Annotated in this window: 15 protein-coding genes; 10 read left to right on the forward strand and 5 right to left on the reverse strand. The window is 58.2% G+C overall.

The genetic code is table 11. The annotated features are described in order from the left end of the window. Nucleotides 1-6: 6 nt before the first annotated feature. Nucleotides 7-717 carry a metallophosphoesterase gene (locus tag AC1IN8_RS02475; RefSeq protein ID WP_319913787.1) on the forward strand — a complete coding sequence of 237 codons (711 nt, stop codon included), beginning with the start codon at nt 7-9 and terminating at the stop codon, nt 715-717. Nucleotides 718-1828: 1111 nt separating this feature from the next. Continuing rightward, the gene (locus AC1IN8_RS02480) at nt 1829-2815 is read left to right on the forward strand and encodes a helix-turn-helix transcriptional regulator (RefSeq protein ID WP_479757927.1); all 987 of its coding nucleotides are present in this window, start codon (nt 1829-1831) and stop codon (nt 2813-2815) included. 427 nt (nt 2816-3242) lie between these two features. Here the strand turns inward: AC1IN8_RS02480 and AC1IN8_RS02485 are convergent, their stop codons facing one another. Beyond that, a complete protein-coding gene (locus tag AC1IN8_RS02485) occupies nt 3243-4220 on the reverse strand; it encodes a helix-turn-helix transcriptional regulator (RefSeq protein WP_479757928.1) in 978 nt (325 codons plus the stop codon). A gap of 446 nt (nt 4221-4666) precedes the next feature. Here AC1IN8_RS02485 and AC1IN8_RS02490 point away from each other — a divergent pair, with 446 nt between their 5' ends. From AC1IN8_RS02490 to AC1IN8_RS02510, 5 genes are all read left to right on the forward strand, one after another. After that, nucleotides 4667-5695 carry an OmpA family protein gene (locus tag AC1IN8_RS02490; RefSeq protein WP_319913790.1) on the forward strand — a complete coding sequence of 343 codons (1029 nt, stop codon included), beginning with the start codon at nt 4667-4669 and terminating at the stop codon, nt 5693-5695. Further along, nucleotides 5695-8667: a hypothetical protein gene (locus tag AC1IN8_RS02495; RefSeq protein ID WP_479757929.1), complete on the forward strand. Its 2973-nt coding sequence runs from the start codon at nt 5695-5697 to the stop codon at nt 8665-8667. The genes AC1IN8_RS02490 and AC1IN8_RS02495 overlap by 1 nt, the downstream gene beginning before the upstream one ends. Before the next feature lie 104 nt (nt 8668-8771). Further along, nucleotides 8772-10280, forward strand: coding sequence for an EAL domain-containing protein (locus AC1IN8_RS02500; RefSeq protein WP_479757930.1), 1509 nt, complete (start codon nt 8772-8774; stop codon nt 10278-10280). A 377-nt stretch (nt 10281-10657) separates the two neighbouring features. Further along, a complete protein-coding gene (gene sbcB / locus AC1IN8_RS02505; protein ID WP_479757931.1) occupies nt 10658-12085 on the forward strand; it encodes an exodeoxyribonuclease I in 1428 nt (475 codons plus the stop codon). Nucleotides 12086-12231: 146 nt separating this feature from the next. Beyond that, nucleotides 12232-12738, forward strand: a complete 507-nt coding sequence (locus AC1IN8_RS02510; RefSeq protein ID WP_202045264.1) for a hypothetical protein — start codon at nt 12232-12234, stop codon at nt 12736-12738. Between the two features lie 58 nt (nt 12739-12796). Here AC1IN8_RS02510 and AC1IN8_RS02515 read toward each other — a convergent pair whose 3' ends face one another. Next, entirely contained in the window at nt 12797-14512 is a 1716-nt protein-coding gene (locus tag AC1IN8_RS02515) for a glycoside hydrolase family 36 protein (RefSeq protein WP_247626646.1), read from the reverse strand. Between the two features lie 130 nt (nt 14513-14642). On the opposite strand from AC1IN8_RS02515, the gene AC1IN8_RS02520 reads away from it, so the two are divergent. The 3 genes from AC1IN8_RS02520 to cdd all read left to right on the forward strand — a co-directional run bounded on the left by AC1IN8_RS02520 (nt 14643) and on the right by cdd (nt 16799). After that, on the forward strand, nt 14643-15002 hold the full coding sequence (locus tag AC1IN8_RS02520) for a CidA/LrgA family protein (protein ID WP_139435327.1): 360 nt from the start codon (nt 14643-14645) through the stop codon (nt 15000-15002). Beyond that, nucleotides 14999-15685, forward strand: coding sequence for an LrgB family protein (locus AC1IN8_RS02525; protein WP_247626647.1), 687 nt, complete (start codon nt 14999-15001; stop codon nt 15683-15685). Before AC1IN8_RS02520 ends, AC1IN8_RS02525 begins: the two co-directional genes overlap by 4 nt. Before the next feature lie 232 nt (nt 15686-15917). Then, a complete protein-coding gene (gene cdd, locus AC1IN8_RS02530; protein ID WP_479757932.1) occupies nt 15918-16799 on the forward strand; it encodes a cytidine deaminase in 882 nt (293 codons plus the stop codon). 128 nt (nt 16800-16927) lie between these two features. Here cdd and AC1IN8_RS02535 read toward each other — a convergent pair whose 3' ends face one another. From AC1IN8_RS02535 to AC1IN8_RS02545, 3 genes are all read right to left on the reverse strand, one after another. Further along, on the reverse strand, nt 16928-18592 hold the full coding sequence (locus AC1IN8_RS02535; RefSeq protein WP_319913804.1) for an AMP-binding protein: 1665 nt from the start codon (nt 18590-18592) through the stop codon (nt 16928-16930). 99 nt (nt 18593-18691) lie between these two features. Further along, nucleotides 18692-18970, reverse strand: coding sequence for a YfcL family protein (locus tag AC1IN8_RS02540; RefSeq protein ID WP_005332956.1), 279 nt, complete (start codon nt 18968-18970; stop codon nt 18692-18694). 108 nt (nt 18971-19078) lie between these two features. Further along, nucleotides 19079-20194 (reverse strand): ATP-NAD kinase family protein, encoded by a 1116-nt coding sequence (locus AC1IN8_RS02545; RefSeq protein WP_479757933.1) that lies wholly within the window; start codon nt 20192-20194, stop codon nt 19079-19081. Nucleotides 20195-20281: the final 87 nt, after the last annotated feature.

The following is a 20281-nucleotide window of genomic DNA, read 5'->3' on the forward strand; positions in this document are numbered from 1 at the left end:
TTAGCCATGAATCCGTCCCCGCTGATCAGACGCTTCTCCCGCAATCCTCTGGGGCGGGATCTCGCCGTCGGCGATATCCACGGCTACTTTTCACGGCTGGAACAGACCCTGAACCAGGCGGGATTCGATCCCGCTCGGGATCGCCTCTTCTCCGTGGGGGATCTGACGGATCGCGGCCCCGACTGCACAGCCGTGCTCGAGTGGCTGGCCAGGCCCTGGTTTCACCCTGTCTGCGGCAATCACGACGACTACGTCTGCCGCTACGAGAGCTGCGATCGGGAGAACTGGATCCAGAACGGCGGCGGCTGGTTTCAGCAGCTGACCCCGGACGAGCAGGGGGCGTTCGCCGCCCACTACCGCACCCTGCCCCTTGCCATCGAGGTGGCCACCCCGGCCGGCCCGGTCGGGCTGCTCCACGCCGATTGCCCCTTCCCCTCCTGGCAGGGGCTGCTGGACCAACTAGATGCGGGGGTGAGCGGCGGCAGGCTTAGGGCCATCAAGAACGTCTGCCTCTGGTCAAGGCGCCGTATCGAGCGGCTGGACGAGAGCGGTGTCGAGGATCTCGTCGCCCTGGTGGTGGGCCACACCCCGGTGGGCCGCCCGGCCCGTCTTGGCAACGTCTACTACATAGACACCGGCGGCTGGTACCCAGACGAAGGCGGCTACTTCACCCTGCTCGACCTCCACACCCTGATGCCGCTCTTTCCCCTGCCATGATATGTCACGAATTACCGTCCTCTGCTTACGCATTATTCGGAAGCAATGCTGGTCGCATATCATACGAATCAGTGAATTGACATCTGTGAATGAACACGCCTGAAAACCTTCTTTCTCGGATTGGTAATCATCATGATTTGAATACGCCAGAATGCACCAGCAATCCGCCAAGCCAATCAGTATTGGATTGCTTAATGTATCACCATGGTCTTTTTGAAAACTTTACTGTTGGCATCAAATACTCTTTCCTCGATATTCAAGGGAGTAACTCTCAACAGTCATACGATATCTCGAACACTTATGCCAAACACAACTTGTAATAACAGTGGCTCCCGTAGACAAAGGGGTAAATCAACTATCTCGACTCCTGTTTTCTCAACCAGATGATTATTCGAAACATTAAGCTCACTTACTGCGAGGAAACCATGAAACAACTGCTCTGCGTCTCCCCCTCATCAAGCCGATAATGCAAGTCATACTCCCTCAGCATTTTCACGTGCCAGATAATGGGTAACTGACCTAGTGCATGTGACGACATCAGTTTTGTCCATTCCTGAACCCGCCAGACCATGCTCTTGGCATCATCTTGGCGCTGCGTCATAAAATATGCATATCGATATAACAAAGTGCCGACAGAGTTCGATGCAGGCTTATCGTCCATAACACCTTCTGCCAATGTCCATACCCTCTAAAATTCCAGAACAAAGACTATCAACATAATAAAAAAACCGAATACTACAGGGTAGCATTCGGTGATAGTCCATTTGGATGGGACCCATTAACTAATACACAGGACTCATAGCCTTTCTTCAAAGAGCAAAGTAATAAAGCAATACAAATCAACATACAGCACGAAGTTGTTGACTTAGTTCAATCATAATTCATTTCTCTTCGCCGAAATTGACCTCTTGCGAAAATAAAATGAGACATTGCGTCATTTCCAGTAAATGTTTCCCTCGCAGCGCCAGACATATCTAGCATGTTGAGCTCATTGCTCATCTATAAGAACATGCTCATGCACACATGGGGGTGCCATCTAAAAGTAGCGTGAGAAGACGTTCTCACATAAAATCACAACGCTTGCTCAAACAACAAGGATGATGCCGTGTCAATGTACATAGTCCGTAGTACCATTCTCTCTGGCTACGAGGTACTGGTGAGAGCACTTAATGGCAACCCGCAGCAGGCCTTGCAGACTCAAGGGATGAGCTCCGCACAAATCCGGGATGGCAATAGTTACCTGTCTCACGAAAGCGTATGTCAGTTGCTTGAATACAGTGCAAAGTTAACGAATGAAGCTGCATTTGGATTTAAACTAGCGAAAGAAAAATCACCCAATGAGCTAGGAGCACTGGAGCTGGCTATTTTTTTACAACCCACGGTCAAGGATGCCATCGACTTTATTAAGGCCAACTTTTATCTCCATGCCAACGGCACCTTTTTTATCGCCAGTGAACAAGAGGGTCGACAGCAACTTTCCCTAACTCACCAGTTCAATAAAGACGGTGAGTACAAGCAGATATGCCAGCTGGCAGCGCAACGGATCTATGACCTTATTGCAGCAAGACTCTCTGGTGATACAAGAAAATTGACCATTCACTTGACCCAGTCAGCACCGAATGAAGAGTATGCTGCAATGAAACATATCAAGTTCAATGCCGAATTCAATGGTGTCTCGTTCCCTCTAGTTTGGCTTAATTCAGAGTTCAAATTCGAAAAGCAGCATGTAATAAATTTTATCGGTTCACAGCTAAACAGCTTGAAGCAGGCATATCCGGATAATCTGATCTCGATGGCCTCCCATCTCGTCAGCGAACTGCTGCCAAGTGGAGAGTGCAGCATAGAGCGCATAGCCAAGATCATGAACATGCATCCACGAGTATTACAGCTCAAGCTCAAGGAGCAGAATACTAGTTATAACAGCATCTTGAAAGAGAGCCGTCTGCAATTGGCAGTTAACTACCTCAAGGAACAAAATACTAGCATGACGGATATGGCCTTGCGCCTTGGTTATTCCGACGTGTCGACCTTCAGCCGCAATTTCAAAGAGTGGACCGGGCTCTCCCCCACCCAATGGAAAAAACGCGAAAATAGTTGAAAAGCAGCTTCAGCGGTGATTAACCAGAAGCTAAAGGTCTCGCCACCGGGATGAGCGCAGATCGGCCCAAGTGATCACTCGACTGAGCTGATCTTCACCCTGGTGAATATAATGGTCGTTCAAGACTGGAAAATTACGGCCATCCATCCGGTAAGATGCAATCTGCAGAACTCTGACCCGATACTGGTAACCACCCTTGATTGGTACTTTCAACTCCTCTATCTTAAGGATATGCTGATACTTACGCATCCTTGCAAAATCATCAGTGATTCGTTTTGCCTCCACATTGAACAAAGGAGCAAGCTCTCGGGCACTCATAAATCTCTGATGTTCATATAACCAATGGGCAACTCTGAGGTATCTTGGTTTCACTTTCACACTCATATCAAACCGCTTGTTTATCATATACTGGCTGTTGTAAATGTTTTTACACCTGATACTTTTCGTTATCCCGCTGTTCTTTCTGCCATTGCAAAGGGGATACCCCGGTCCAACTTTTAAACTTTCTGCTGAACGTCGATACGTCAGAAAAACCCAATTCATAGGCGATATCGGTTACTCGCATATGTTTTCTTCGCAGTAGCTGATAGGCCATATCGACTCGACACGCCTGTAAGATGAGGCTATAAGAGCTACCCTCCTCCTGTAATTTCAGCTGCAGTGAACGTACCCCGCAACCCAGCACGCTCGCCACCTTGGTCATGGTACATTGTCCCTCTCGCAGCAAGCGATGAACAACAGATGACACCTGCTCGGAATAGGAGTGAGGAAAGTTACTGGTCAACTCATTCATATATCTGTCGACAAACTGCAGTATCTGCTCCCGACCTGCCGATAAAGAGGCCGCCAACCACTCGGCGGGAAAACTGACTCCGTCAAAATCAGCAGAAAAACTGACATGGGCATAATGCCGCTCATGTATCTCTGGTCTGGCTTGGCGCAGATGGATCTTCATCTCGCCGATATCGTCGACCTGTACCGAAGTCAAATAGTTGTAAAGATGCTGACAGGATGCTTGGCGTAACTGATTCAACGGCTTATCTCCGCTGAATTCATATTCTATTGCCACCAGAACCCGCTCATGAGTCTGACTCACGGACAGGATCTGCCCATAGGCAAACAGATAGATATGAGTCAACAAATAATCGAGTGCCTGCTTGAGATTCTCTTGTAAACGAAAGGCCAGTGACAAGGGTTCAAGTCGCTCAGGTCCATGAATACTGGCTAGCTTTAAACCAAACAAAGGACGATGGAGCCAATTGGCTGTCAACTCTAATAATTCAGCGTACTTGGGATAGGATATAAACCCGCCAGGCTCATTCAAGTCAATTTCCTGCCAATCAAACTTGGCCAAAATAAAATTTGCGTCGCCCCCCATTTCATTGACCAGTTGGTGATATCCCATCAAGGTAACATTACTCACTATATACATAAGTCAGGCTACTCTGTTTCGCATACAGTCCAATTCCACTACAGGTATCTTCTTGCCAAACTGTTACCTTGTAGGTCGCACCGTAATAGTACAGGTTCTTGCCAGGTAAATTTTGAGTGATCACGAATAATCAAATACCGAATGCGAACCATAGAAATCGGATCCTGATCCAGGATTATAATGGAACTGTTTCCGCGTATGCTTGCCAATGTATGCAGAAAAAGGACGGCATGTCACCAATTAATGAACTAGATAATTACCAGAGGCATCTTGCTAAATAATCAATTCTATTTCGCAATTACTCAATAAATGAGCATTTTGAACCCATATAATCCCCTCGCCGCATCACAGATGCGTCTTTTATGGGGCTGCTACATATCGTGTTTATGCCCCTGATACGGATGATACAGAGGATAGATATGATAAAAACCCCACTCCCTGCGGTCAGTGTGTTGAGCACTGTTTTGCTCAGCTCGGCCCTGATAAGCCCTGCCGCCTTGGCAACAAACCAGTCCAACGAACATGCCTATCTTGGGGCTCGACTGGGCTGGAGCCATTTTCAGGACGCCTGCAACGCAGATGCCACCCAGTGTCAGGATGATACGCTGGGGGCTGGCGTCCTGGCGGGTTACCGCTTCAATCACTGGTTGGCCATTGAAGGGGCATTGACGGATTACGGCAATCCGGATGCCCGCTATGGCGACCAGACCGCCGCCGCATCCCTCTGGGGGAGTGAACTGTCTGCGCGCTTCGATTATGGCCTGACCGACTCGCTGGCAGCCTATACCCGTTTAGGTGTCTCCTACCTCAACATGGAGAAAGATACCCAACACGGCACCAGCCAAACCCATCAATCCGACATTGCCTGGAATCCGATGCTGGCCGTTGGCATGGAGTGGGCATTGTCACGCGAGCTGTCCCTAAGAGCCGAGTATCAATACATCGATGGCGCGGGCTCCGACCTGCTGGGTCAATCCGACCTGCACTACACCTCGCTCGGCATGAGCTATCACTTCGGTCAGCAAGAGGCGGCGGCGCCCGTGGCAGCCCCCGTCCCTGTGGCGATGGAAGCCGCTCCCGCCACCAGGGAAGTGACACTGTCCGGCGACATGACCTTTGCAGACAACAGCAGTGAGCTGAGCCACCCAGACGCGCTCGCCCCGCTGGCTGCGCAACTGACCCGCTACGATACGGGCCGGATTTATATCACCGGCCACACCGACAGTCGCGGCTCTGCGACCTACAACGACCAACTCTCCGCTGCTCGCGCCATGGCCGTATCCGATTATCTGGTCAGCAAGGGGATATCTCCGCATCGGATAACGGTGAAAGGCATGGGAGAACGTGCCCCTGTCGCGGATAACCGCACCCCAGCAGGGCAAGCCGCCAACCGTCGGGTCGAGGTCTCCTTTGCCACCACCGTATTGCAAGATAAGAAGGCGATGTAATGAAAATTGACACCATCAAGGTACTGTTACCTTCCGCGTTCTCGGCCCTGCTGTTGGGCTGCGGCAATGGGGATACCGGGTTGCTCGGCACTGGCGACGGCGGCACAACCCCGCCCCCAGTCAATGCGGCACCACAGGCGCTGGATGTCTCAACCTATTCGGCATTGCTTGACATCCCCACCGTGTTTTTGACCGGGCGCTATGCCGATGTCGAAGGGGATGCTCCCGATAAACCGCTCTATCGTTGGCTGCGTAATGGCGTAGCCATTCCGGGAGAGACCCATGCCTCCCTGGGCTTGACGCTGGCGGAGTTTACCGGCGCAAGCGCCACCAATATTCAGGGGTGTGTGACGCCAAGGGCGCTGACCGGGGAGTTGGTGGGCAGCGAAGTGTGCACCCCCTTCATACCCCAGGCACAGGCCCCCGGCAGTGAGGCGCCCAGTGCGGATGTCTCGGCCAGCAGTGACCAGCCGCTTAACCCGACGCGAGTCACCGCCAGCTATACCTATTTTTCCCCCACCGGCACCCCGGAAGGGAGTAGCCGCTTCGTCTGGTTGCAGCGTGATACTGCCGGGATGATACAAGTCCTTAAGCACTGCGCCCCCGGCGCGGCGTGCGAGATGCCAGTCACCAGTGCGATGGATGGCTATGAGCTGGCCGCCGCAGTGGAGCCTGCCGACAGCAACGGCGCTTATGGTCATGGCGATATCGCCTGGCTCAAGCTGAACTACAACACGGCGCCAGCCTTTACCTCCCTGAAGGTCTATGGCGGCGCCTCGGGGACCCAGGCCAAGTTGTTTGCCGTTGCGCAATACGAAGATGCAGACGGGGATGTGCAAGGCATCAGCCGCTACCAATGGCAGCTGGAGGGGGTGGATATTGCGGGGGCGACCAATGCCGTGCTGGATGTGAAGCCGAACATGGTCGGGAAAACCCTGACGGTCAAGGCAACGCCGGTCGCCATCAGTGGCATCACCGACGGCGCGACCGTCAGTGCGGACTTCAACTCCCAGACGCCCTCCTTCCCCTCTGGCGTGACCCCGCCCAGCGCCACCGTGACCATCAGTGGCGTGCCGGCACTGGGCAACACCCTGAGTGCCAGTTACAGCTATACGCCGGGTACCGGCGGCGATACCTCTGAAGGGGAATCGGTCTTTGCCTACTACGGCCAGGCTTATTACAGCGGCATGGTGCACTACCAGGCATGCACATCCGGGGCGGGCGTCGCGTGCGAGCTGACCGTGGCCCCCGCGCTGGAAAACAGCACCATCCATGCCTGCGTCATCCCGGAAGCCCGCAACGGCAGTTACGGAGCCATGGCCTGTGACCAGGTCGTCGCCGAGAAAGGCACTCCACCGGTGGTTTCTGTCAGCAGTTCAGGATATGCCCACGCCGCCTTGCGCCAGGATGGTTCGGTGGTGACTTGGGGGGAAGTTAGTAATGGAGGTGACAGTAGCTATGTGGCCAGCCAATTGGATGGCACCATACCTGTGATATCGATAGCTACCACCACCGCCGCTTTTGCGGCCTTGCGGGCCGATGGTTCGGTAGTGACTTGGGGACTTTCATTCTATGGAGGCAACAGCAGTACGGTCGCGGCTCAGCTGGACGGCACTATACCGGTGACCTCCATCAGCGGCGCTGATTATGCCTTTGCTGCCTTGCGACAAGATGGCTCTGTGGTGACCTGGGGGAGTGATGTAGACAGCAGTGCGGTCGCAAGTCAACTGGACGGTACTATCCCAGTGCTGTCCATCGAGGGTAAACGGAGCTTTGCGGCCTTGCGCCGGGATGGTTCAGTAGTGACCTGGGGGAGAGCAGCCTCTGGTGGCGACAGCAGTGCGGTCGCGGATCAACTGGATGGCTCGGTCCCGGTAAGATTGATAGATGGGAGCGGCAGCGTTTTTGCAGCACTGCGAGTCGATGGTTCGGTGGTAACTTGGGGGCAGGCAAACTACGGCGGCGACAGCAGTGCGGTCAGTGCAGAGCTAAATGACAGTACCCGTCCAGTGATCTCATTTCAACATACAGGTGGTGCCTTTGCTGCCCTGCGCCAGGATGGTTCAGTAGTGACTTGGGGAGAAGCAATCTGGGGGGGCGATAGCAGCAGTGTGGCCAGCCTATTGGATGGCTCCGTGCCAGTGGTCAAACTTGTCTCGGCGTATCAAGCAATGAATGCCTTGCGCAGCGATGGTTCTGTGGTGACGTGGGGAGTCAACAATGATGCCTCTGCGGTAGCCCATCTGCTGGATGGCTCAGTCGCGGTGGTGGAGGTGGCTGCCACCAAAGCTAGTGGCACTACTGCTGCACTTCGAGAAGATGGGTCTGTCGTCTATTGGGGCAAATATGGTTCTGGTCTGGTGAGTGAGTTTAACGCCGGTCATCGTGCCGTCAAACTTTATCCAGGGAATGCGACTTTAAATATTCTTGCCGAAGATGGCTCTGTAATGACTATTGGTAACCCCGCTTACATCGATATGAGCACGGTAGCCGGGTTGCTCAATGGCGATAACCCTGTGTTTACGTTTAATAACCAACACTCCTCTACTACCGGTGCCTCAATAGCCATTCGCAAAGATGGCTCGGTCGTGACTTGGGGACAAAGCAATGCCGGTGGTGACAGCTCGGCAGTGGCCGATGAAATTTTGACCGCCAAGTTTGTCCCTTATGACACGGCTGTCGACACCGACCGGGATGGCATCAGCAATGTCGATGAAATGGCTGGCTGCGTCGTGCCCTACCCCACAGTTGGCCAGCAACCTTGCACCATCCCAGGCCGCCCGGACAGTGATAATGATGGCGTATGGGATGGCCTTGAAATCAACCTCGGTCAAAACCCCTTGCTGAGCAACACCGCAGTGTTTAATGGTAATAATGAAGTGACAGGGGATGATGGCCTGGATGATATCAATGGCGATGGTTTCCCTGACTATGTCATTCTCCCTTCAGCAGGATTAAACGTGCCGCAATAAGCATTTCCCGTTCACATATCTCGACCTGAAACAGTAATAAACGGCTCTCCACCGCGAGAGCCGTTACCTCCCATGTTTATATGATCGATGAAATGAGGTTTTATATGTTTGCATCGGCCAGTACGCTTCGCCAAATATCGACATCAGTCACCATGGCAGCGTCATGCCTGCTCGTAGGTTTCGGCGTTCTTTATTACCAGCAATTATATGACTTCAAACGCTGGTCTGAAATGTCGGCATCACAAGCCATCTCTATTTTTGACCAGGCACTGGACTACTCCAACGACGTCAATAAAAAGATATTGGAGCTTGGTGACTTAAGCTGTGATGAGATAAGACCCATATTACGCGATGCAGTGGCCACAACGCCTTATGTCAGAAGCGTCAACATCATGAAAAACAACTTGACCTACTGTAGCTCATATTCTGGAGGTAAAAAAGTATATATAGCTTTAAATGACCACCTCGAGCTAGTTCCCGGCACCCCTATAATGCCGACCAGAGGTGGGCTCATAATAAAAAACCATGCTCAAGACATGGCGGTGTTCAGCATCATTGACTCTATCTATATCAAAATCCTTCTTAGCATGGCAATGCATAACAATGAACTACTCATTCAAGTCGGTGATGCATGGATAGATATGTCAGGTACATTTCTAGATACCCCCCCCAACTTTGACAATATGCGTGGCATCCACAAGCAATCCGAGCGTTACTCATATAAAATATATGCCGGGTATAATAAAAATAGTGTTTTCATATACTTATTAAAGAATAACTCGTACATCGTAGCATTACTTTTTTTGATTGCGACCATATTATCCGCATATACATGGTATCGCACCGGAAAACCGCTACCACTCAAGGATGAACTGCGAAGAGCACTCAATAACAACGAGTTTGTACCCTACTTGCAACCACTGGTTGATGGCCAGACTGGCAGCCTGGTTGGGGCCGAGGTCCTGGTGAGATGGGTGCATCCTGTAACAGGGGTGATCAATCCTGATTTATTCATTCCATTGGCAGAGACTTCAGGACTCATCAATGAAATTACATCGAGTCTTATGCAACAAGTCTCAACAAAGCTATCAGCTAAAGCCGATGATTTACCTACCAATTTTCACCTTGGGTTCAATATCAGCGCCCCGCAATGTCATGGCAGTGATTTATTAGATGATTGTAAGGAATTCATATCTCATTTTCCAAAACACGATAATATATTGTTCCTGGAATTAACCGAACGGACCCTACTGGAAGATGATGCAGAAACACGACACTTTTTTTCATTAGTCAAGGACATGGGTATCCAGCTGGCCCTGGATGATTTCGGGACAGGCCAATCCAGCCTGGCTTACATTCAGCAATTCAACTTTGATTATCTTAAAATTGACAAAAATTTCGTATCCATGATCAATTCTGACTCATTCTCAGCACCAATATTGGACATGCTCATTACCTTGAGCAAGTCGTTGAATATGCGCCTTGTCGCAGAAGGCATCGAAACTGAAGCACAGAGGGACTACCTTCGCTTACAAGGTGTGGAGTTGTTGCAGGGATACTTGTTCAGTCGACCGATCCCTATCGAACAGTTCATTGCAGAATGGCTTCCATAACCCTGAACGTTATCTCTAACCTGGTTCCATATGCAGTGGCTTGGGAATTGTTCAACATGAGCCCATAACAAGCCTGGAGAACAAATCCGGCCCCCATTCAGCCAAGGCACTGCGTAAGCGTTGGTTCGCCTCGCGCATACACACGCCAGTTCATCAGGTTGAAGTCTGAGATTTCACCAAATAGAGCTAAACCGACATTTATCACCAGGGGTTAAACCTTCACCTGTTAAGGGTGGATCAAAGGATGTTTGCCAAGTACCAGGGCGCCCGGGCTTCGCTCTGCCTGCGCTATGGTTTACCATGCTGGCAACTGCGGTGCATGGCACCGCCCACCCAGGCGCCATGGCGCCGCCATCGGACACCTCACCTCGAGCAACATGAGCAAAACAGCACAGCCCGGCAGCGAGCCCACCTTCTACTTCCACGACTACGAGACCTTCGGCATCAGCCCCGCCAGGGACAGGCCGTCGCAGTTTGCGGGCATTCGCACCGACGCCGATTTCAACCTCATCGGCGAGCCGCTGGTGATCTATTGCAAGCCGCCGGCGGACTACCTGCCGGAGCCGGAAGCCTGCCTCATCACCGGCATCACGCCGCAGAAGGCGATGAAGGACGGGCTGTGCGAGGCGGACTTCATTCGCCAGATCCACGAGCAGTTCGCCACTCCGAATACCTGCGTGCTGGGCTACAACAGCATCCGCTTCGATGACGAAGTGACTCGCTACACCCTGTATCGCAACTTCTATGACCCCTATGCCTATGCCTGGCAGAACGGCAACTCCCGCTGGGACATCCTCGACATGCTGCGGGCCTGCTACGCCCTGCGCCCGGAGGGGATAGAGTGGGCCCTCGACGACGAGGGCAAACCGAGCTTCAAGCTGGAGAGGCTGACGGTGGCCAACGGGGTGGCCCACGCCAACGCCCACGATGCGCTCTCGGACGTGCTGGCCACCATAGAGATGGCCAAGCTGGTGAAAAAGGCCCAGCCCAAGCTGTTTGACTACCTGTTTGCCCTGCGCAACAAGAACAAGGTGAAGGCCCTCATCGACGTGGTGACCATGAAGCCGCTGGTCCACGTCTCCGGCATGTTCTCCCCCTGGCAGGGGTGCGCAAGCTGGGTGTCGCCGCTCGCCTGGCATCCCAGCAACCAGAACGCGGTGATCATGGTGGATCTGACCCGCGACCCCACCCCCCTCATCGAGCTCACCAGCGAGGAGATCCGCGAGCGCCTCTACACCAGGAAAGAGGAGCTGGGGGATCTGGCAGCCATTCCGGTGAAGCTGGTGCACATCAACAAGTGCCCGGTGCTGGCGCCAGCCGCCACCCTGACCCCGGAGCGGGCCGACCAGCTTGGCATCGACCGGGAGCAGTGTCGCAAGAGCCTGGATCTGCTGCGCGCCCACCCCGAGGTGCGGGAGAAACTGGTGGAGGTGTTCAATCAGGAGTTTGCTGGCAGCAATGACAGTGATCCCGATACCCAGCTCTACGCCGGTTTCTTCGGCCACGGCGACAAGTCCACCATGGATCTGGTGCGCGCCACCCCGGCGGAGTTGCTGGGTGAGCGGGAGTTTGCCTTCAGCGACCCGCGCCTGCCCCAGATGCTGTTCCGCTACCGCGCCCGCAACTGGCCCCACACCCTGAGCGAGGCGGAGCAGAAGCGCTGGCGCCTGCACTGCAGCGACTACTTCAGCCGCCGTCTGCCGGACTATGTGCCCCGTCTCGAGGCGCTGGCAGAGCAGAATCAGGGTAACGAACGGAACTTTGCGATTCTTAAGAGTCTCTATCACTACCTGGAAGATCTATGAGATGTGAGGCGTTTCACACATAAAACCCTGTCGGCTCCCCGCGCTCGCGACATAATGAGCAGGGGAGCCAAGCTCCTGATAGTTTGATAATTACATGCGCTGCCGGCATGGATGCCGCGCCTCGACTGTTGGGGATCTCACGTTTTATGCGTTCAGCACTGCCTGCTCTCACCCTTGTCGCCTGTGCCTTGCTGCCCCAGAGCACCCTGGCCGGGGTACGTTTCGAAGTGCCGGACTATCTGCTGCGTCTGCCGGAGCAGACCTATCGGCTCATCGAGCGCAACTTCAATACCCTCTACCAGCAGACCGACTTCACCCCCCAGATCACCAACAGCTATTTCAACCACTCGGATCTCTATCGCTTCGCCGGCATTCCCCTGGCCATCACGCCCCAGAACGGCTTCCAGATGGAGATCTTCGGTCAGCTCTACAACAAGTCGTCCCAGATCTATGCCCAGATGAGCCAGGATCTCTCCCTCTACCGCACCCTGCGGGTGGACATGATGGGGGATCAGAGCGACGAGGTCGCCATCGGCATGGGGCTCGGCATTCCCCTCAGCGCCCGCCTGACCCTCAAGGCGCTCGCCTCCAGCAACGAGATCCCGGGCTATGGCTCCGCCAACTACGCCATCGGGATGGAGTGGCACTTCTAGGGGTCAACCCCACCCGATAAAAAGGCTCCCGAGGGAGCCTTTTTGCTTCGCGCGGCATTCAGGAGTAGCGGATCACCGCCCCCTGGCCCCCCGCCAGTTCCAGCGTCTCTCCCAGGGGGGTGTCGTTCCAGAAATCCCTGCCCCCCGCCGGCAGCGCCATCTTTGTGGCTTGCTCGCCCCAGTTGAACAGACAGAACAGCTCGCCGCCCCCGGGCAGGGCCACCCGACCACGGCCAAACCCCATGTCATCGAAGCGGGCCGCCGGGGTGCGCGCCGCGCACAGGGCCAGCAGCTTGCCAAGGTGCGCCCCCTGCCCCTCGTCCAGATCCTGCAATCGGTCCCCCGCCAGCACCATGCCACCGCTCGCCACCAGGGCGGCCAGGTGGAAGTCGTACTCGGCGCGGCTGGCGTGCTGGCCCGGGATATCCCGCAGGCAGACGCAGTCGGGATCCAGCGCCCAGAGCCTGTCGTTTTGCCAGGCGCGGCAGAAGGCTTCCCGCGCTATCTGGCGAAAACGCCGGCCCTGGCGCTCCACGTCATCGCTCACCCGCATGCCGTGCACCAGGCCAAGGCTTGGCCAGATGGGGGCGTTGCAGCCGAGCAGGAAGGCGCCCTCCCCGGCCCCGCGCAGCACGGCGGCCATGCCGCGTCTATAGGCCTCGACCCGGGTGGCGGCGGGGTCGTGGAAGCGGCCGCCGTGGATGGCGCCCCAGAAGTTCGCATCGAGCTTGAAGTAGTGGATGCCCCACTGCTCGCGCAGGGTGCGAAACACCTGCTCGAGGTGGGCCTGCACCTCGGGATGGGTGCCGTCCAGCACATACCAGGGGGTGCAGCGCCAGCCGCCGTAGGTGACCCGCTCCGAGGGGAGCGGCAGGTCATCCTCCCCCTTCACGAACCACTCCGGGTGCTGCTGGAATACCTGGGAGCCCGGCTCGGCGATAAAGGGGGCGACCCAGAGCGCGGGCTCGCAGCCGGCGGCGCGGATCTCCCCGGCCAGGGTTGCCACCCCCTGCTCGAACTTGGGGGAAGGGGTGAGCCAGTCCCCCATTTTCGCCTGATAGCCGTCGTCTATCTGCACGTAGCGCAGGGCCGGGAAACGCATCGCCCGCACCGCCAGGTTCTCGCGAATGTCGGCGGCGCTCACGTCCGCATAGTAGTGATACCAGGAGCACCAGCCACTCGGGCGCGCGGGCACCTCGTTCACCAGCGAAGGGTGTTCGGCCTCGATATAGTCCGCCAGCGACCCCAGCAGGGCCTCCCTGTCCGGCCCCTCCAGGCAGATCAGCGCCTCGCTCTGCCAGTGCTCTCCCGGTGCAAGGGTGCGCCCTTCGGCGTTCATCACTATCTCGAGGCGCCCGTCCGGGTAGAGGCGAAACTCCCCGCCAAAGCGCTGGCAGCTCGCGAACGCCAGCAGCAGCCAGCCCCCCTCGCAGGCCACCAGCAGCAGGTTGTGCACGGTGTGATAGCCGTCGTCGTCGGTGATGCGATAGACGCCGGCGTCGGGGCAGCGGCCCACCGGCTCGGGGGCCTGCCAGCTACCCAGGGTCTGGGCCAGCATCTGGAACCCCTCTCCGTAGATGGCCGCCTCGGGAGAGAGACCGAGCTTCCCCTCAAACAGCCGCCAGTGACGAACGGCCTCGGGGCTGGCCCCCCTGTTGTCCAGCCTCACCCGGCACAGGGGGCCGTCCCACTGACGGGTTTGCAGCAGGGTGTCAGGGAGGGCGGGATCGGCGGGCAACTGGCGCAACCTGGCCAGGAGAGAGGTGTACGACATGGGAACTCCTTCTGGTGAATGGGGATGATGCCGGGGCCATTGTATCCCCTGCGGGTCAGTTGACCCTGTTCCATGCCCCCCGTGCCTGTTAAACTGCGACCTCGCTCACAGTTGCCAAGATGAGGCCCCCGTGTTGTTGCAACGCGCCTTGCGCTACCTTCGTGATTTTCTGGTCATCATCGCCTGCCTGCTGGCGGGCAAGGCCCTGGCCGCCCTGCTGCCCTTCGTCTTCCCCGGCAGCATCCTCGGCATGCTGCTGCTGTTCGTGCTGCTCTCCCTGCAGCTCATCCGCTTCTCCTGGGTCGAGCAGGGGGGCGGCCTGCTGCTGCGTCACATGGGGGTGCTGTTCGTGCCGGTCGCCGTCGGTCTGGTGGCCTGGCTCGAGCCCCTGCGCCAGTCGTTTGGCCTCATCATGCTCTGCGTCGTGCTCGGCATAGTGCTGATCCTGGGGGCGGTCGGCCACCTCTACCAGAGGATGAACAGAGAATGATGTTCTGGTTCGCCCTGCCCCTCACCCTGGCCCTCTATTTCATGACCCGGGCCCTCTACCGCCGCCTGCCCTGGCCCGTCATCAATCCGGTGCTGATCCCCACCGCCGCCATCATAGGCCTGCTGCTCTGGCTGGACCTGCCGCTGGATCAGTACCAGCGCGGCACCGCCCCCATCACGGCCCTGCTGGAGCCCGCCGTGGTGGCGCTGGCGCTGCCCCTCTACCAGCAGGCCCGCCAGATCCGCGACAAGCTCAAGCCCATCGTCCTCTGCACCCTCACCTCTGTGCTCATCTCGGTCTGCACTACCCTGGGCATTGGCCACCTGATGGGGGCGGATCCGGCGCTGCTCGCCTCCATCGCCACCAAGTCCATCACCACGCCGCTCGCCATGAGCGTCAGCCAGTCCCTCGGCGGCATTCCCGCCATCGCCGCCGCCGTGGTGGTGGTGGTGGGGATACTGGGGGCCCTGATAGGCTATCCCCTGCTCAGGCTGATGCGAGTGACCGACCCCGAGGCCCAGGGACTCGCCATGGGGGCCTGCGCCCACGCCATCGGCACCGCCGCCTCCGCCGAGCAGGGGGTCACCCAGGGGGCCTTCTCGTCGCTGGCCATGGTGGTATGCGGCGTGCTGACCGCCGCCGTCGCCCCCCTGCTGTTTGCCCTCTATCACTGGCTGACCTGAGCCCGGCGCCCCCCTGCCATGGCCGCCCCTGCGGCCATGCCTCCTTGCCCTTCAATCACAGCCATAGGACACAGCCACTCCCCTGATGCTGCGAGCAAGCGCACAGATTGCGAAAGACAAACGTTTCCTTTACCATCCCCGCCCCTTTGCCCATCAAGGCGTGAGCGCGCTCACACATTTCGCCGCGCTTGCTCCCTACAATGGCCCCCCAATTGGCCTTTGAGGACACAGTATGCATCCCCGCTTTGCCAAGCCATTCGAGACCCTTTCCGCCCCGCTCCAGGCCGCCCTGCTGCCCATGCTGGGGGACGATTTCCAGGCCCGTTTCACCCCTGAGCAAGTGGCGACCCTGAAAGCCGCCACCGGGCTCGACGATCGGGCCCTGCGCCTGGCCCTGCTGCCGCTGGCGGCCGCCTGCTCGGTGGCTCCCATCTCCAGGTTCTTCGTCGGCGCCATCGCCTGCGGCCTGAGCGGCGCCTGGTATTTTGGCGCCAACATGGAGTTTGCGGGCCAGGGGCTGTTCCACTCGGTGCACGCCGAGCAGTCCGCCATCTCCAACGCCTGGCTCGGCGGCGAGACCGGGATCAGTGAGATCACCGTCAACTACACCCCCTGCGGTCACTGCCGCCAGTTCATGAACGAGCTGAGCACCGCCAAGACCCTCAAAGTCTCCCTGCCGGATGACTTGAGCGAGCTGCAATCCTTCCTGCCCCACTCCTTCGGCCCCGCCGATCTCGACATCACCGATGCCCTGATGAGCCCCCAGGCTCACGACGAGCTGGTGCTCGAGAGCGACGACCCCCTGTGGCAGGCTGCGCTCGCCGCCGCCCGCCAGAGCTATGCTCCCTACAGTCAGGGCTATGCCGCGGTGGCGCTGCAGTTCGAGGACGGGCGTATCTTCTGCGGCCGCTACGCCGAGAACGCCGCCTTCAACCCAAGCCTGCCCCCCATGCAGATGGCCTGCGCCCACGCGGTACTGAATGGCGAGGAGCTCACCACAGTGCGCCGCGCCGTGCTGCTGGAGAGCAAGGATGGCCAGATCAGCCAGCGGGATTCGGCCCAGTCGACCCTCAAGGCCCTGGGACTGGTGGAGCTGGAGTACCAGGCCGTCTAGACAGGTTCGTTGAGTGCTAAAAGGGGAGCCACTGGCTCCCCTTTGTCATTTGATTTTTTAATGATATGGCGCTTTGCATTGATTTGCCAAATGCCCAGAGGGGCCCGGGAGGCCCCTCGTCGGCCCTGTCAGGACTCCCAGATGATGGTCCGGACACCGGACCAGCGTTCCCCGATATCCGCGTATTGTTGCTCCAGCAGGTGGCGGCGGATCTTCATGGTGGGGGTCAGCACCCCGTTCTCGATATTCCAGGGGCTCTTGACCACCAGGATGCCGCGCAGGCGGGCATGGGACTCGAGCTGGCCGTTGACCCGGGTCAGGGCGGCCTCCAGCTGGGCGTCGACCGCTCCCCTGTCCCCCTTCATGGCGCTCTCGGCGAGCTGCACCAGGGCGACCGGCTGCGGCATGCCGTAACCGATGACGCACAGCTGCTCTATGATGGGCTCCTGCCCCAGCAGCCCCTCGATGGGTACGGGGGCCACGTACTTGCCCTTGGCGGTCTTGAACACATCCTTCATCCGGCCCGTGATGGTGAGGTAGCCCTCCCGGTCCAGCTTGCCCATGTCACCGGTGTGGAGCCAGCCGTCGTCATCGATGGCCTCGCGACTGTGCTCGGGATCCTTGTAGTAGCCCAGCATCATGCCGTCGCAGCGGCAGAGGATCTCCCCCTCGTCGGAGATCTTGATGGTCACCCCGGGCCCGGCCTTGCCGACTGTGCCTATCTTGTCGGCCCGGAACGGGAAGTTGAGGGTGGAGTAGGCGTGGTTCTCGGTCATGCCCCAGGCCTCGGTGATCTCGAGCCCTATGCTGTGATACCACTCCAGCAGGGCCGGGGCCACCGGGGCCGAGCCGCAGCCCAGCACCCGCGCCTGATCCAGCCCCAGCCCCTTCTGCAGCTTGCTCTTGATGAGGCTGGAGACGAGGGGGATCTTGAGCAGCAGCGCCAGCTTTTTCTGGGGCAGCTTCTCGTGGATCTTGATGCGGAACATGGCCCACAGCCGCGGCACCGAGATGAAGACGGTGGGACGGCAGCGCTTGACGTCCTCGATGAAGGTGTCGAGGGATTCGGGGAAGGCGATGGTGGCGCCGCTGAACAGGCTGCCGCCGTAGATGTAGACCCGCTCCGTGATGTGGGCGAGCGGCAGGTAGGAGAAGCCGCGATCCGCCGCCGTCAGGGAGACCGCCTCCACCAGCTTCTCGCAGGACCAGGCGTAGCGCTCCACGCTCAGCATGGCGCCCTTGGGCTTGCCGGTGCTGCCGGAGGTGTAGACCAGGCTCAGCAGGGCGTCCGGCGCCTGCACCGGGCTGTCCGGGATGGGCTCATGGGCATCGAGCAGCGCGTCCCACTGGTGGGGAGCCGGCATGGTGTCGTACGGCAGGGCGATGCGCAGCAGATCCGCGGGCACCCCCGCCTCCTGGCTCTTCCAGTCGTCCAGCTTGCCGACGAAGATCGCCTTGGCCTCGCTGTGGCGCAGCACGTATTCGATGGTGTCGACGTTGGCAGTCGGGTAGATGGGCACGCTCACGTAGCCCCCCATCTGCATCGCCAGATCGGCGATGAACCACTGGGCACAATTCTTGGAGAGCAGGGCCACCTTGTCCCCCGGCACCAGCCCCAGATGACGCAGTGCCGTCACCATGCGGCGCGCCTCGTCGGCGACCTCACCCCAGGTGAAGTCGACGTATTCGCGGTGGATGGTCTGGCGAAGGTAGATCCGGTCGGGACACTGCCGCTCCCAGTGATAGAGCATCTCGAGCGGCAGTTTAGTGGCAATGCGTGAGGTGGAGGCCATAGTTTAATCCCTGAAACAAAAGGCGAGCCTCATTATTAACCTTTTGATAACACTCAGGGAAGCAGATTACTTAAACTTCTGTTTGAATTGCGAATGGGATCAAGCTTCCGCCTGCTGCTGCAGCCGCTTCCACATCTCCTGCACCAGCACCTCGTCCTGCTCGGAGAGCTCCCCCTGCAAGATGGCCTCGTTCAGGCTGCGCAGCACATAGCTCTTTACGTCCCGCACCAGCGTCTTGCCCTCCAGCTCGGCGCGTGCCACCGCCAGCGAGATATGACCCCGCAGGTAGCCGCCCGCAAACAGCTCGTCCTCGCTGGCCGTGGCGACCATGGCGTCGATCAGTCCCAACAACTTGTGTTCAAAATCGTGAATCGTCATTTAACGCAGCCTCATTTCCGGGATTGCCGGCAAAAAATTCGGGGGAGTGGAACCGCGATCCGGTTGATCGCGGCTCTCTGGCGCCAGGCCAGCCGCATCCTTGATGTCCTATTCCGGGTTGGCCACCGGGTAGATGACCTGATCCTTGTATCCCGTGGTGATGCGCAGATAACCACGTAACGACCGGTTCAGTGCCGGATCGTCGGTATCCACCAGCAGCGGACGGCCCTCGAGAGCCGCCAGCTTGGACTTGGTGGCGAGCACCTGGATATGGTCTCGCCCGACGGCCCGGATCACGTCTGGACTCAATTGCTGATTTCCGCGCCCGAACAGATGTCCCTGGCCACCGATCAGGGTGATGATCAGGCGGCAGCGACGGCCGCGGATCCGGGTCAGGATCTCGGCGGCGGAGAGATCCTGCCCGATAAGCCGGCCATTTTCCACCAGATCCACACCGAGCAAGGTATTTTCGAGACCGAGCTCGGCCATGCAGGCGGCCACCGTGCTCCCCGACCCCATCAGGTAGAGGGTATCGGGCTCCATCTGCTCCACCACCCCGGCGGCGAGATCGGCGAGCACCAGCTCCTCGGACTCCCGTCCCCCCTGCTTGACCGCCTGGACGTAGCGCAGATCCCCGGGCACCAGCAGCTGGCCGTAGTGACGGGCACGCACCTTGCCGGCGCGAAACGCCTCCTCGTCGATGTCCATCACCTCCGCATCCACCAGACTCAGGAGCTCACCCGCTATCATCCGCGCCGCCACCCGGCCGCTCGCCGCCGGGGTCACGCCGTAGACCCCGGAGTGGATCTTGCACCCCGCCGGGATGCCGAGCACATGGCAGGACTCCCCCACAGCCGCGCAGATGTCCCGGGCTGTGCCGTCGCCACCGGCGAACAGCAGCAGATCCACCCCCGCCTCCCGCAGGGCCAGGGCGGCGGCCCGGGTGTCTTCGGCGCAGGTCTGGGCCCCGGCTGGCTGGTAGACGATGCGATGAGGCAGATGCAGCTCGGCGGCGAGCGTCTCCCCCATCTCCCCGGCCACCGTCAGCAGCTCGAACGGCGTGGACAGCTCGCACAGGGGCAGCAGGGCCTGGCGGGCCCGCCCCCGGGCCTTGGGGACGGCGCCCCGCGCCAGCGCCTCGGCCACCATGCCGTCACTGCCCTTGAGACCGACGGCCCCGCCGATGCCGGCGATGGGGTTGATGATGAGCCCTAATCGAAACATGTTTTCCTCCCGTTGGATGGCTACCATTTTTATCTTTTCCCGCCACTGGGACAAGCCATAACCCCCTGCTAGAATGCGCGACTTCAC

It is taken from the genome of Aeromonas sp. 130281 (assembly GCF_056642115.1).